General features: G+C 54.6%; 10 protein-coding genes. All 10 read right to left on the bottom strand.

The features are described 5' to 3' along the window. Positions 1-17 precede the first annotated feature (17 nt). A complete protein-coding gene (gene gatB, locus FC18_RS11690) occupies positions 18-1,448 on the bottom strand; it encodes an Asp-tRNA(Asn)/Glu-tRNA(Gln) amidotransferase subunit GatB (RefSeq protein ID WP_056976386.1) in 1,431 nt (476 codons plus the stop codon). Then, the gene (gatA, locus tag FC18_RS11685; protein ID WP_056976384.1) at positions 1,448-2,905 is read right to left on the bottom strand and encodes an Asp-tRNA(Asn)/Glu-tRNA(Gln) amidotransferase subunit GatA; all 1,458 of its coding nucleotides are present in this window, start codon (positions 2,903-2,905) and stop codon (positions 1,448-1,450) included. Before gatA ends, gatB begins: the two co-directional genes overlap by 1 nt. Position 2,906: 1 nt before the next feature. Further along, positions 2,907-3,203 carry an Asp-tRNA(Asn)/Glu-tRNA(Gln) amidotransferase subunit GatC gene (gene gatC / locus FC18_RS11680; RefSeq protein WP_054675857.1) on the bottom strand — a complete coding sequence of 99 codons (297 nt, stop codon included), beginning with the start codon at positions 3,201-3,203 and terminating at the stop codon, positions 2,907-2,909. A gap of 455 nt (positions 3,204-3,658) precedes the next feature. Further along, entirely contained in the window at positions 3,659-5,152 is a 1,494-nt protein-coding gene (locus FC18_RS11675; protein WP_056976382.1) for an RNA-binding domain-containing protein, read from the bottom strand. A 156-nt stretch (positions 5,153-5,308) separates the two neighbouring features. Then, complete coding sequence (locus tag FC18_RS11670; protein WP_056976381.1) at positions 5,309-6,505, bottom strand: CamS family sex pheromone protein; 1,197 nt, start codon at positions 6,503-6,505, stop codon at positions 5,309-5,311. A gap of 2 nt (positions 6,506-6,507) precedes the next feature. Beyond that, on the bottom strand, positions 6,508-8,523 hold the full coding sequence (ligA, locus tag FC18_RS11665; protein WP_056976379.1) for an NAD-dependent DNA ligase LigA: 2,016 nt from the start codon (positions 8,521-8,523) through the stop codon (positions 6,508-6,510). 45 nt (positions 8,524-8,568) lie between these two features. Then, a complete protein-coding gene (pcrA, locus tag FC18_RS11660) occupies positions 8,569-10,902 on the bottom strand; it encodes a DNA helicase PcrA (RefSeq protein ID WP_056976376.1) in 2,334 nt (777 codons plus the stop codon). 210 nt (positions 10,903-11,112) lie between these two features. Next, positions 11,113-12,411 (bottom strand): adenylosuccinate lyase, encoded by a 1,299-nt coding sequence (gene purB / locus FC18_RS11655; protein ID WP_056976374.1) that lies wholly within the window; start codon positions 12,409-12,411, stop codon positions 11,113-11,115. Positions 12,412-12,510: 99 nt separating this feature from the next. Further along, positions 12,511-13,623: an ATP-grasp domain-containing protein gene (locus tag FC18_RS11650; RefSeq protein ID WP_235804228.1), complete on the bottom strand. Its 1,113-nt coding sequence runs from the start codon at positions 13,621-13,623 to the stop codon at positions 12,511-12,513. Positions 13,624-13,875: 252 nt separating this feature from the next. After that, complete coding sequence (locus FC18_RS11645; RefSeq protein WP_054675847.1) at positions 13,876-15,201, bottom strand: nucleobase:cation symporter-2 family protein; 1,326 nt, start codon at positions 15,199-15,201, stop codon at positions 13,876-13,878. Positions 15,202-15,208: the final 7 nt, after the last annotated feature.

The raw sequence follows: 15,208 nt of genomic DNA, 5'->3' as shown, positions 1-15,208 counted from the left end.
GTGCGTCCTTTGCAAGTTTAGCGCTTAGCCAGTTCTGCATTCAGAATGCTGTTAACCACCTTAGGGTTAGCCTGACCGTGCGTCTTCTTCATAATCTGACCGACCAGGAAGCCCATCGCGCGATCCTTCCCGGCGTGGAAGTCGTCGATACTCTGCTGGTTGTCGTCAAGAATGGCGTTGATGATTGGCGTCAAGACGGCAGGGTCGGATTCTTGCACCAGACCCTTGCTGCGAACCCATGCTTCAGGGTCCGTGTCGTTCTTGATGATTTCCACGATGACCTTCTTGGCAATCTTACTGGAAATCGTGCCGTCAGAAATCAGCTTAATCATGCTTGCCAGGTGCGCAGGCGTGAGCGCAATATCCTTCAGCTCAATGTGCTGGGCGTTCATGTACGCGTTCACGTCACCCATCAGGTAGTTGGATGCGAGCTTCGGGTCAGCCCCGTCGGCAACCGTCTCCTGGAAGAAGTCAGACATTTCCTTGGTGATGGTCAAAACGCCGGCGTCGTATTCAGGCAGACCCCAAACGTTTACGTAACGGGCCCGCCGCTGGGCTGGGTTTTCCGGCAACTTAGCCTGCACTTCACTGATCCATTCATCAGATACCCGCACTGGTGGCAGGTCTGGTTCTGGGAAGTAACGGTAGTCGTCCGCGCCTTCCTTAACCCGCATCAGAATGGTTTGCTTGGATGGTTCGTCCCAGCGCCGGGTTTCCGGACGCACAGAACCACCAGCCAGCAACAAGCCGACCTGACGCTTCTGTTCGAAGGTCAGGGCTGCACGGACGTAGTTGAAGGAGTTCAGGTTCTTAACTTCCGTCTTGGTCCCCCACTTGTCGGCCCCGATTGGCGCAACGGACAAGTTGGAGTCCACACGCATGGACCCTTCTTCCATCTTAACGTCGGAAGCACCGGTGAACTGCACAATCTGGCGCAGCTGTTCCAGGTACTGGTAAGCTTCTTCCGGACTCTTGATGTCAGGCTTCGACACGATTTCAATCAGTGGTGTGCCCTGACGGTTAAGGTCGACGTAGGAGTAGCCATCCCCAGGGTGTGTGTTCTTCCCGGCATCTTCTTCGATGTGGAGTTCTTCAATCCCGATGCGCTTCTTCTTGCCGTCCACTTCGATTTCGATGTAACCGTTGCGGGCCAGTGGCGTTTCAGATTGGGTAATCTGGTATGCCTTAGGGTTGTCGGCGTAGAAGTAGTTCTTCCGGTCGAAGTGGGTGAATGGCGTGATCTCAGCGTGCAGTGCCAGGGCCACCATCAGGCCCAGTTCGTACGCACCCTTGTTGACGGTTGGCAGCACCCCAGGGTAACCCCAGTCGATGATGTTCGTGTTCGTGTTTGGTTCAGCACCGTAAGAAACGGGCGCTGGGGAGTACATCTTACTGTTCGTCTTGAGCTCAACGTGGACTTCAAGACCGATTGTTGTTTCGAAATTCATTAGTTCTGCCCCCCTGGAATCTTGTCCATGTAGTCGGTTGCGTCCTCGAACGCTGCGGCTGCCTGGTAAATTGTGGCTTCGTTGAAAGGCTTAGCGATGAACTGGAGCCCAACTGGCATGCCATCAACGAATCCAGCGTTGATGGATGCGGCAGGCAGCCCGGCGAGGTTCACGGGGATGGTCAGGATGTCGTTCATGTACATCGTGAGTGGGTCCGTCACCTTGTCGCCAATCTTGAAGGCCGTGGTTGGTGTGGTTGGGCCGATGATGAGGTCGTAATCTTCGAAGACCTTTTCGAAGTCGCGGGTGATGAGCGTCCGGACCTGAGCCGCCTTCTTGAAGTAGGCATCGTAGAACCCAGCACTCAAGCTGAAGGTCCCGAGCATAATCCGGCGCTTAACTTCACTGCCGAAGCCTTCTGACCGGGTGCGCACGTAGACGTCTTCCAAGGAGTGCACGTCCTTGGCGCGGAAACCGTAACGAATCCCGTCGAAACGCTGGAGGTTGGAGCTAGCTTCGGAGCTGGCAATGATGTAGTAAGCCGGCACTGCGTACTTGGTGTGTGGCAGGCTGACCGTCTCAACGGTTGCACCGAGTTCTTCCAGCTTCTTAGCGGCTGCTTTAATCTGGTCCGCAACGGCCTTGTCGACCCCCTCGCCCAGGTATTCAGCGGGCAAAGCAACCTTCAAGCCCTTGATGCTCTGGCCAATCTTAGCCCCGAGGTCTTCAGCAGGCCGGGGAACCGTGGTCGTATCGTGGTCATCGGCACCAATCAGTGCGTTCATCACGTAGGCCGAGTCGCGGACGGAACGGGTGAGCGTCCCGATGGCATCGAGGGAAGAACCAAAGGCAATCAGGCCCCAACGCGAAACGCGGCCGTAGCTAGGCTTGAACCCGAAAATCCCGTTGAATGCGGCTGGCTGGCGAATGGAACCACCAGTATCAGAACCAAGGGACGCAACCACTTCGCCGGCAGCAACGGCGGCTGCGGAACCACCTGAAGAACCACCAGGCACCTTAGTGTAGTCCCAGGCGTTCTTCGTGGTCTTCATCGCGGAGTTTTCCGTTGATGAACCCATGGCGAATTCGTCCATGTTGGTCTTACCGACAATCACCATGCCGGCATCCTTCAGCTTCTTTACGGCCGTTGCGTCATAGATGGGTACGAAGTTCGCGAGCATCTTGGACGCTGCCGTGGTGGTCAGGCCGTCGGTAACGATGTTGTCCTTGATGGCAACGGGAATCCCGGCGAGCTTGTTATCTTCAGCAACGCCAGCGGCATCAATCTTCTTGGCGGTTGCGGTTGCTTCGTCTTCGTTCAGGGCGAGGAAAGCCGCAACGTCTGCATCCTTAGCGGCAATCTGCGCGAAGGTGTCCTTGGTCAGTTCGCTACTGGTAAGCTTGCCGCTGACAAGGTCATCGTGCAGCTGGTCGATACTGGTCTTAAAGTAATCCACGCTAGTCCTCCTCCTTGTCGATAATGGCGGGCACTTGGAGCAAACCAGCCTTTTCCGTTGGTGCGTTCTTCATCAGTTCCGCCCGTGGTGTCACGAAGGTCGCAACGTCTTCGCGCATCACGTTCTCGAGGAGCACGTTCTGCGTCGTTGTTGGCACGCCTTCAGTGTCAACTTCACTGAGCTGATCCACCATGTTCAAAATTTCGTCGAGTTGACCGGTGAACTGCTGCAATTCTTCATCGGTAAATTGTAGTCGCGCCAGTTGTGCAACGTGGGCAACGTCATCCTTAGAAATCATCTAAAAACCCCGCTTTCTATATATACTTTGCTATTTTACCACAAACGCCGTAAGGGCCCTATTATTACGAACCCCGCGGGTAAATTTTCTTCAAAGGAACAATAATCGCTTTTTATACTCGATGTTTACAACAACTTGAAGAACTAAAACAGCTTTCAATAAAGTATGACTACTTTATTGAAAGCTACCCAGTTGTTATATTTGATTATTGCCTACATTTTTAATGTGGCACCATTCGTTTCAACTATATATTTATTCGGTGTCATCTTATGACAACTTTATCTACTTTTATTAAAGTAAATAAAGCTCGTTGCCATTTTTAACTTATTTCAAACAATCAAAAAAATCGTATAAAGTATCGAATGTAGCAAACGTATTTTTAACATAATAAATAATTACTAATCTCAGCTTTATATAACTATATAAAGCTATATATGGCCGTAGTGGTGTATATTCTAGTTCTGAGCAGTCTTACGATATTTTTGCCTTGGGCTAGTCGGTTTTTCAGGAATCGTTCTCTCAATCTGATTATGTTGTAGTAAGTAGTTCAAAACATGATCTCGGAAGTTAGCCATAGTAATATTCAAGCCACTAACTAATGCGTAGATTTCCTTTGCAGATAAATCGCCGTTCATAGATTTAATAACCAGCTCTCTAGCAATAGTAATTGAATCCATTTGGCTACCGTCATTTTCTACTGTCTTAAGCTGCTTGATTGCGTGGCTCTGACGACTAATTCCATCACTGGTAATTGGAAGACGAACCGAAAAAATCTCATCGTCGTTTACTACGGGTTGACCACCGAAATATGTTGGTGCATACTTCTCAACTTTCTTCATACCTGAGCCAACTTCATCAACTAACCCGAGATGATGAAAAACTGTCGCAATATTGGGATTTTTTGAGTAAGGCCTGATGTCATTAATATTTATAATCCCAGGCTGAAATGGCTTATTAGCATTTTCGAAGTCAATGCGATTTTTGTAAACTAGAATTCTTGATGGATAGGGACTTGCATACTCTCTGTGCACTAACATATTTACCACTAGCTCACGAAATATTATCTCACGTGGATTAACTCGTGTGGTTCCATCAAGTAAAAACGGCTCGCTGAAATACCTATCGAGAAACGCCATAATTTCGCTGTACGCATCAATCAAATTAATTTGTATCCGCAAACGATCATCATAACGCTCTTCATCAACAATCTTGATTAAAACATCAATTACATAGTATGGCGCTACAGATTTAATGGCCTCATCAGTTCCGAAGAGCAAAATAGCTGCCAAAGTTATACCTTCAGTTCCGGATTCCAAACTTCTTTTATACAAGCCCAGTGCCTTAAGCACATCCACTGGTTTCAAACCAATTAGTGGCTTTTCACCTGTTTTAGAGTTAGTTACCGAATTAGCCACACGAATAATCAATTTTTCCTGAAGATCTGCAATGTCGGCATATGGGTATACTTTGTTCTCAGAATATTCATTCTGTTTTTGCAGATAGACTTTTTGAACCCTTGAAGTTTGCTTTGTAATATCAACGTCTGCATCATCATTTCTATCAAAAATATGTGTTCCATTCAGTCGGTGCACCTGAGAACTGTTAGGAACGTAAACGTACAGAATGGCTTTGCCTTCACTGCAAAAAAGTTTAACATCCAAATAAACGGCTGGGGAAATTTTATTTTCAGACTGTGCCGCTAATATCAAATCTTTTCGCATTAACTTTGCACGCTCAACGGTCAGGCCTAAGATTTGTCCTGAGTCGTCCACTCCAAGAAAAATATTGCCCCCAAAATGATTAGAAAAAGAACAGATTGTCTCATAGATAGACTTAGGCACCCTACCCAAACCGTCCTCACCTTGGGCCGCCTTAAATTCGATGGTATCTGACTCAACACCATCATCAAGCATTTTCTTAAACTCATTTGGTATTTGCTGCACAATCATCACCACGACTTGTTTTTGTCTTGATTATAGCAAATATGAGTTTAAAAAAACAAAGCATCAGTGAATAGATATAGATTCAAATAGATGTTTTAGTACAAACAGCAAACCAAAAAGACAGGCTCTTCGAAATGAAAACCTGCCTTCCAATTGCAAATATTAATAACTGCTAAACACGTGCGTGTAGTAACTCTTCTCGGTCGCCTTGCGCGCCACGAATGCCTGCATCCCCTGCACGGACTGGATGGAAATATTGATGTCCGCACCCGATGGCAGGTACTTAGAAGCCGCAGTCGAGACGTACTGGGTGAAGCTGTTGATCTCAGTCTGGCCGTAGAACTGCGTGTTGATGGTGATGTTCATCCCTGCCAGCGCGCCGTTCTTGTAGTGTACCTGGGACGTAATGCCGGCGAGTGTCGGGAAGAAGGACTTGATCTGGTTGGTGAAATCAGAGAAGTCGTTGGCCACCGTGCTGTTAATGGCCTTGTTGCCGTTCACCACGGGCAGTACTTCATTCTGCTCGTCGACGCTCTTCCAGTTAGACACGTTCGTGCCGGACTTGGACACCACATAGCTGACGAAGGTCCCACCAACCAAGCTGTCCTGCTTGGTCTGCTTGTAGATACCGACGATGATTGGCGTGTTGTTGCCCACCTTCTTCATGCGGCGGAACCGCTGAATCACCTTTGCCGCCATTGCTTTACCCTCAGAGGTCAGCTTGGAATCGCTGATGTTCGTCTGGTAGGTTGCGCCATACTTCTCTTTTTGGAAGTAATCGACGGAGTTCATCCCCAGGGCAATCGCCACCCCGCCGAGGCTGAAACTACTGCCGTTCTTGACCATGTAATCCTGCTCCAGAATCTGCTGGAGGTAAATCGGGTTGCGCTTGTTCGCGTCGCTATCGTTGTACTTGTTCTTAGCGGGGTTCAGGCCCAGGCTGTTGTCCGCGAAAGAATCCTGGTCGTTCTTCTTGGAGTACTTCCCCTTTTGGCGGGCGAGCCAGTTCTCGGTCGTTGCGGTTGTGAGCAGCTGGCCTTCCTCGAAGTAGTACTTGTCGGTGGCGAACTGTCCCTGAGCAATCGTCTGCAGACCATCTTCCATGCTGCGGACGTTGAACGTGTTCCCATTCTGGTTATTCTGGGTCAACGTCAACCCACGCGCCTGGGAGGTCTTGTACTTGCCGCCCTGAATAATACCCTGGTAGGTGCCAGAGTCATTGGTCCCGGTGGTGGTGAAAGAGCCCGCCTTGGTGCTGGTCGAGCCGCTACCACTGTCATTATCAAAATTAAGCTTGCCACACCCTGCCAGGAGCAAGAGGACCGCACCCGTCAACGCGATTTTAAGTGTTTTGTTCATGATTATCCTTCGTCTGCATTCATTTTCGCGGTCAATTCGGCCTCGCTCAGCACCTCAATGCCCAATGTTTGGGCCTTGGTGAGCTTACTGCCGGCATCGGTGCCCGCTACGACCAGGTCGGTCTTCTTCGACACGCTGCCCGTGACCTTCGCGCCCAGCGCCTGCAAGCGGCTGGTCAAATCACTGCGGGAGAATTCGGTGAACTTCCCGGTGATGACCACCGTCTTGCCGCTGACGAACGAATCCGTCGCTGCTGGGGCTACCTGCCCATTGTAGCGCAAGTTCACGTTCGCCGCGCGCAGCTGGTCGAACAGAACGTGCGTTTCGGGCCGCGCTAGGTACTGCACCAGCGTGTGCGCGATGATTGGACCCACGCCGTCAACCGCGGCCACGGTGTCTTCATCCGCCGCCAGCAAGTGGTCGATGTCGCCGAAATGGGCGGCAAGCACGGCCGCCGCCTTGGCGCCGACGTGTCGAATCCCCAAACCGGTTAACAACCGCTCAAGTGAATTATCGCGGCTACCGGCTATGGAACGCAAGAGGTTAGCGATAGATTTTTCCTTAAACTTATCAAGTTGGGCCAAATCATCCGCAGTCAGCGTGTACAGGTCGGCAACGTCGTGCACCAGATTCTTCTGCTGGAGCTGGGCAATAATCTTCGGCCCCAGCCCATCAATATTCATCGCGGGGCGGCTGGCGAAGTGCGTCAGCTGCTCTTGTACTTGCGCCGGACACAGCGGGTTGATGCAGCGCAGGGCCACTTCATCCTCGATGTGCACCAGCTTAGCACCGCAGGACGGACAAGTTGCGGGCACCGTGTACGGCTTAGAGTCCGCCGGCCGCTTAGCGATGACCACGCGGGCGACTTCCGGAATGATGTCGCCGGCCTTGTGCAAATCGACGGTGTCGCCGAGCCGAATGTCCTTCGCCGCGATGAAATCCGGGTTGTGCAAGGTCGCGCGACTCACCGTGGTTCCGGCAAGTTGCACCGGATCCATGACGGCCGTCGGGGTGACAACGCCCGTCCGGCCCACCGTCCACTCAATGTCGCGGACGATAGTCGCTGATTCTTCCGGCGGGAACTTGTAGGCAATTTCCCACCGCGGCACCTTCACCGTCGCGCCGAGTTCCTCCTGCAGGTGCAGACTGTTAACCTTGACCACGATGCCGTCAATTCCGTAACTCAGGGCATCACGGTCGCTGGTGTAGCGCGTGATGTACGCGTCGATGTCCGCCAGGCTGGTTAGCGCCTGCGAGCTGGGGTTGGTGGCGAAGCCGAGGCTGGCCATGTACGCAATGGCGCCATCCTGCGTGGTCACACCGAACTTGTCGGGGTCCATGAGCGTGTAGATGAACGTGGCCAGCTTGCGGCGTTCCGTTACTTGCGGATCCAGCTGCCGCAATGAACCTGCTGCCGCGTTGCGGGGGTTGGCAAAGGTCGTTTCGCCCGCCGCTTCACGCTTGGCATTCAGGTCCGCGAAGGCCGCCTTGGGCATGTAGCATTCGCCGCGCACTTCAATCGTCAGTGGCTTAGGCAAGGTCATCGGCACGTCCGCAATCTGCATGACATTGGCTGTGACGTCTTCACCGACGCGCCCGTTGCCACGCGTGGAGGCCCGCACAAGCTTACCATCAGTGTACTCCAAGGCCAGTGACAGCCCGTCGATTTTGAGCTCCACGTTGTAATCCAAATCGCGCTCGGCGTCGGCATTCAGGTGGTCAATCCAGCCGCCCAACTCTTCCAGGGAGAACACGTCCCCCATCGAGAGCATCGGCACGGGGTGTTCCACCTTCCCGAAGTCTGGCAGCAACGCATCACCAACCAGTTGCGTCGGCGAATCTGACGTGACCAACTGTGGGAAGGCCGCCTCGAGTTCTTCCAGCCGCCGGTACTTTTGGTCGTACTCCGCGTCCGTCACGCTCGGCGTATCACGCGTGTAGTATTCGTCGCGCCAACCATTAATCTGCGTCCGCAGCTCCTGCAGTTCCGCAGCTGCTTGCTTTTCATCTACAGCCATTAGCTTGTCCTTTCTGCCACTGGCATAGTTAAACGTGGTCTGAACCTAATCCGTTACCTGCTTGATGGGCGCAAAGGCCGCGAGCAGACGCTTGATGCCCATGCCGTCAAAGGCCACATCCAGCTCCTGTTCCTCGCCCTTACCGGTCACCTTGACGACCGTGCCGACACCCCACTTGCGGTGCTCAGCCTTATCGCCGACCTTCCACGTGATTGCGCCCGCACCCGTCGTGCTGGGGCCCGTGACGCTGGCACTAGTGGCTGCCACTGTCCGTGTGGCACTCCGCCGCTGATTGTAACTGGCCGTACGTGAACCGGTGCTGACCGTGTTGTCGTGGCGGTAGTCCGTGCCGGTCGCGTAGGCGCCGCGGCCGTAATCTTGCCGGTTGATGAACGGAATGTCTGTCCGCTGGGCCGGGGCACCGACCGTCTCCAGCAGGTTCTCGTCGATTTCGTCCACAAAGCGGCTAGCTGGGTTGTTCTGGTGCTGACCGTGGAACATCCGGGAGTACGCGTTGGTCAAGAACAGCTTCTTCTTCGCGCGGGTAATCCCCACGTACGCCAGGCGCCGTTCTTCTTCCAGTTCCGTTTCGTCCATCGCCGCCCGGGACAGGGGGAACAAGCCCTCTTCCATGCCGACAAGGAAGACCACGGGGAACTCAAGCCCCTTCGCCGCGTGCAAGGTCATCAGGGTAACTTCCTGCGCGTCTTCTTCAACCTCATCGACGTCACTAACCAGCGACAGTTCACCGAGGAAGTCAGCATAGATGTCGGAATCTTCGTCTTCGGGTTCGTACTTGTCGTCGAAGGTCTTGGTCACCGTCAGCAGTTCCTCCAGGTTATCCACCCGGGAGTCGGCTTCGAGGCTGTGCTCGTTGCGCAGCGCATCCACGTAGCCGGTATCTTCCAGAATCGCACTCATCAGGTCGGTAATCGACGAGCCGGTCTGCTGCTTCTTGCGCAGATCTTCGATGAGGGTGGCAAACTTGGCCAACTCCTTGCGTGCCCGCGCCGGAATGTTACTGAGCTCCACGTTCTGCGCCGCTTCGAGTAGTGACCAGCCGTTCTCGTCCGCGAACTGCCCGAGCTTCTCGAGGCTGCTAGCCCCGATACCGCGCTTAGGCTCGTTGACAATCCGGCCGAAACTCAGGTTATCCACTGGGTTCACAATCAGGCCGAAGTACGCCAGCGCGTCGCGGATTTCTTTGCGGTCGTAGAACTTGTGGCCGCCGACAATCTTGTAGGGAATGGAACTCTTGAGGAATGCTTCTTCAATGCTCCGGGACTGGGCGTTGGTACGGTACAAGACGGCAAAATCGCCGTACTTGTAGTGTTCCTGACGCATCATCGTTTCAATCTGGCGGATGATGAAGTAAGCTTCATCACGGTCACTCTGGGCGCGGTAATAGGTAATCTTGTCGCCCTTACCATTTTCCGTCCACAGGGTCTTCACCTGCCGCTGGGCGTTGTTCTTGATCACCGAGTTGGCGGCGTCCAGAATCGTCTGCGTACTACGGTAGTTCTGTTCCAGCAAAATCACCTGCGCGTCCTGGTAGTCCTTCTTGAAGTCCAGGATGTTCTGCATGTTGGCGCCACGCCAGCCGTAGATACTCTGGTCCGCATCCCCCACGACACACAAGTTGCGGTAGCCGGCGGACAGCATCTGCACGAGCTGGTACTGGGCCTCGTTGGTGTCTTGGTATTCGTCGACGTGGACGTAGTGGAACTTGCGCTGGTAGTACCCGAGCGTCTCGGGGTCCTGCTTAAACAGGATGATGGTCTGCATGATCAGGTCATCGAAGTCCAGCGCGGAGTCGGCCCGCAGCCGCCGCTGGTATTCGGTGTAGACGTCGCTCACAACCTTGTCGAACGGGTTGCCATTATTAGCGTGGTCCTTCGCGTAGTCCGTTGGCGTCAGCAAGTCGTTTTTGGCACTCGAAATCGCGCTCAGTACCGCCTTGGCGTCGAATTGCTTGGGGTCCACGTTCTGGGCCCGCAGCACCTGCTTGACGAGCGTCAGTTGCGCGGAGGTGTCGGTGATGGAAAACGCGCGGTTGTAGCCCAGCTTTTCGATGTCGCGCCGCAAAATCCGCATGCACAGGGCGTGGAAGGTGGAAACCCACACGTCGCGCGCCGCTTCTTCATCCAGGAGGTTCCCAATCCGCTCCTTCATTTCCCGAGCGGCCTTGTTCGTAAAGGTAATCGCGAGAACATTCCACGGATTAACGTGCTTCTCTTCAATCAGGTACGCGACCCGGTGCGTCAACACCCGCGTCTTCCCTGATCCAGCCCCAGCCATGATGAGGACCGGCCCTTCAGTCGCCAGTACAGCCTCACTCTGCTTGTCGTTCATCCCATTCAGCAATACATTCTCGCCCATTATACGTCCTTTCGGTTCACTCGGTGTTCGTGCTGCCGGTGAACGAATCGTTGTTCTTGCCTTCCAATTTTACCAAACATTTGCACGTAATGCGACGCACAGACGGTGGCAAAACGTCGCGAATCACCTGCCGGCATGGTCAACCCTGGCAACTGACGCCACAACAAAAGGGTAGGACTAGCGGGTCCTACCCTTTTGCATGCATCAATTCTATTCCAAGCCCACGCGGTGGAAGATTTCGTCCACGTGCTGCAGGTGGTAGTGGTAATCGAAGGCGTCCGCGATGTCTTCTGGCTTCAGTACCGCCGTCACTGCGGGGTTGGCCTCAATCAGCGTGCGGAAGTCCTTGCCTTCGTCCCAGGCCTTGGCCGTCATTGGCTGCACCAAGTCGTACGCAGCTTCGCGGGACAAGCCGCCTTCATCGATGAGCTTGAGCATGAAGCGCTGGCTGTAAATCAAGCCGTGGGTCGCGTTCATGTTCTGCAACATCCGTTCGGGGAAGACGTCGAGGTTAGCCACGATGCCGGTGAAGCGGTGCAGGATGTAATCGAGCAGGCCGGTGGCGTCGGGCAGCATCATCCGTTCCGCAGAGGAGTGGCTGATGTCGCGTTCGTGCCAGAGGTTGATGTCCTCAAGCGCCGCGGTCTGGTAGCCGCGAATCACGCGGGCAAGCCCGGAGACATTCTCGGAGGAGATGGGATTGCGCTTGTGTGGCATTGCCGAGCTCCCCTTCTGGCCCTTGTTGAAGTGTTCTTCGACTTCGTGCACCTCGGTCCGCTGCATGTGGCGAATCTGGGTGGCGAAGCGTTCAACGGAGCTGGCAATCAGCGCGAGCGTCTGAATGTAGCGTGCGTGCAGGTCGCGGGGCAGAATCTGGGTGGAGATTTCCTGGGCCCGGATGCCAAGGTGTTCGGTCACGTAGGCTTCAACGGCTGGCGGGGTGTTGGCGAAGGTGCCGACCGCACCGCTAATCTTGCCGGCTTCCACCTCATCGGCGGCCTCATCGAACCGCTGCAAGTTGCGCTTCATCTCGGAGTACCAGGTAGCAAGCACGAGGCCGAATGTGGTTGGTTCGGCGTGGACCCCGTGCGTGCGGCCCATCATTGGCGTGTCCTTGAACTCACGCGCACGCTTAGCAATCACGTCGATGAGTTCCTGAATATCTTGGCGCAAAATAGCATCGGCCTGCTTGAAGATGTAGCCCTGCGCGGTGTCGACCACGTCGGTACTGGTCAGGCCGTAGTGCACCCACTTCTTCTCGGGCCCAAGCGTTTCGGAAACTGCACGGGTGAAGGCCACAACGTCGTGGCGCGTCTCCAGTTCAATCCGGGCCACTTCATCGGCGTCCACCGAGGCGTTGGCGCGCACGGCCTTGGCGTCTGCTTCCGGGATGATGCCCAGGTGTGCATGCGCCTCGACGGCCAGAATCTCAACTTCAAGCCATGCCTGGTAGCGGTTTGCTTCCGTCCAAACTGCCGCCATATCCGGGCGGCTGTAGCGTGTAATCAAAGTTTCTCCTCCTCGAATTACGTACGGTTTCCCGCACGGGTTCAAAATACCCTACAAGCTGCTGCAACTCTACGCGCGCTAATGCGCATTACGTATTCATTATTTAGACTGCATGTTGAAAGCGTCGGTCGCCGCAATCGCGGGAATCGTCGTCTTCAGCGGACCCGGGACGATCACCTCGCCCACGGGATTACTGCCGGCCGGGAAGAACTGCCAGCGCCAATCCGGCTTGATCTGAATCTGGGTGTTGATGGCACCTTGTTGTTGCTGCCGAATCGGTAGCAATACAGCTTCACCATTCACCTTAACGTTCGGGATTGGCCAGCCCAGGATGGCCCGCAAATGCAAGTTGTACTGCGTGGTGTTGGTCATGCCGCGCAGCACATCCCCGCCAGGACGGGGACCAGGGGACAAGCGCTTAATGTACAGACCCCCGGCATCGGTGTAGAAGAACTCAATGGCGAAAACGCCGGTGTAGTTGAGGCGCGCAGAAATTTTTTCCGCGATGCGCAGGATTTCCATGACGACATCGCCATCAACCTGTGCGGGAGCGACAGTCGCTGTCAGCTCGTGTCGCTCGTGCTGGTTCTCCACTACCGGGAAGACCTGCAGGCCCGCTTCAGTCTTGACGCAGGTCACCGCCAGTTCGCGCGGATTGTCGAGCCAGGCTTCCAGGATGTACGGCCGCTTCTGGAGCAACCCGCGGGCGCGCCAAACATCGACGTCGCTGGCCAGTAAAAGCTGCTGGTCGGCGCCAATCCCCTTTTGGATTGGCTTGAGCACACTCGGAAAACCGACCGTGGCCACAACCTTGTCAATGTCTTCAGCGGTAATCACCTGCCCGTACGGCAAGACGTTCAGGTTGAGGTCCTCCATGAACACCTTCTCCAGGTACCGGTCTTGAGTCATCGACAACACGTCGGTGCCACTAGGCAGCTGCTGATCCGTGAAAATATTGGCTAGTAGGTCCGCATCAACGATTTTTTCATCACTGAACGTCACCACGCTGCACACCGCAAGCCGCTCGTACGCCGCGCGATCCGTGCCCACGATGCGAATATCCGCACCCTGCAGCGCCACGTCGTCCGCCCGGGTGGTCAAAACCGCCACGCGCATGCCGATGTTCTTCGCGGCCCGCGCGAGCTGATAAGCACCAACGCCGCCACCGATAATCCCAATGGTGGCACCAGGTTCGACAAATCCGGCCATCATGAATTCCCCCTTTTTGCCGTCCACCTTGGCGCACGGCAATGTCTATGCGTTTCGGCAGCAGCGGGTGCGTGCATGTCACGTAGCCCCGCATTTTTGTTATCGAAACGTTCCTATAGACAATTAAACGACACACTGGTCGATTCGTCTACCGGTGTGCCGTTTTTTAATTGTGAAAGAACTAACTTTCGTGAATATTATATTTTTTAAGTGGAAAATTAGGCAAAGTTGGCTGGTTTGCGCACCATTTCACCGCTATTCGTCTTTTTCGTTCAGGCCAGTCTCGCTGTCCATCTCTGGTGCGGGGTGCTTGGCGTTAAAGAGTAAGTTGAGAATGACCGCAGACAGACTGGCCATCAGAATCCCGGAGGAGCAGAACAGCTGCAACGTCTTCGGCAGGAACTGCACGATTTCGGGCTGCACGGTGACCCCGAGACCCAGACCGATGGAGATGGCCGCGACGAGCAGGTTCTTGTCGTTATGGAAATCAACCTGTTGCAACATGCGAATCCCCTGCACGGCGACCATGCCGAACATCACGAGCATCGCGCCCCCAAGAACGGGTGCGGGAATAATCGTGGCCAGCGCGCCGGCCTTGGGCAACAGTCCGAGCAATACGAGGAACCCGGCGGAGAAGATCACCGGCTTGCGGCTCTTAATCCCGGACAGCTGCACGAGCCCAACGTTCTGGCTGAAGGTGGTGTACGGGAACGTGTTGAACAGACCACCAAGCATGACGGCAATCCCTTCAGCGCGGTAACCCCGCTTCAGGTCGTCCTGCTCAATCTTGCGGCCCATAATGTCCCCCAGGGCGAAGAACACCCCGGTGCTTTCGACCATCGACACGAGTGAAATCAGCACCATGGTCAAGATACTGCTCCATTCGAACTTCGGCACCCCGAAGTAAAATGGCGTGGGCACGTGGAACCAGTGCGCCTGCGCAACGGGGCTCAGGCTAACCATGCCCATCCCGCCGGCAATCAGGGTACCGACGATAAGGCCGACCAGAATGGCGATGGAGCGCAGGAACCCTTTGGCCCAGACGTTAATGGCGAGAATAATCAGCACGGTGATGGCGCCGAGGGCCAGGTTCTGCATGCTGCCGAAGCTCTTGGCGGTCGTGCTCCCGCCACCAATGTTCTGGAACGCGACGGGAATCAGCGACAGGCCGATGACCGTGATCAGCGTCCCGGTCACCAGTGGCGGGAACAATTTGCGTACCTTAGCGAACAGGCCGCTAATCAGGAAAACAAAGAATCCGGCCGCGATAATCGCCCCGTACATGGTTTGAAAATCGTACTTCTGGCCAATCATAATCAGGGGCGTAACGGCCTGCACCGCACAGCCCAGAATGACGGGCAGGCCAATCCCGAACACTTTGTTCGCGAAGACCTGTAAGAATGTGGCGACCCCACACATGAAGATGTCAATCGACACGAGGTAGGTCATCTGTTCGGACGAGAAGTGCAGTGATGCACCAATCAGGATGGGAACGAGGACGGAGCCAGAATACATGGCGAGAAGATGCTGTATACCCAGTACAGCCGCTTTTGGGTTGGATACATCTTGCTTACGTTCCATGCTTCCT

This window comes from Lacticaseibacillus sharpeae JCM 1186 = DSM 20505, from assembly GCF_001436225.1.
Classification (GTDB): domain Bacteria; phylum Bacillota; class Bacilli; order Lactobacillales; family Lactobacillaceae; genus Lacticaseibacillus; species Lacticaseibacillus sharpeae.
The sequence above is the reverse complement of the archived record's forward strand: the minus strand, read 5'-3'. Positions and strand labels throughout refer to the sequence as shown.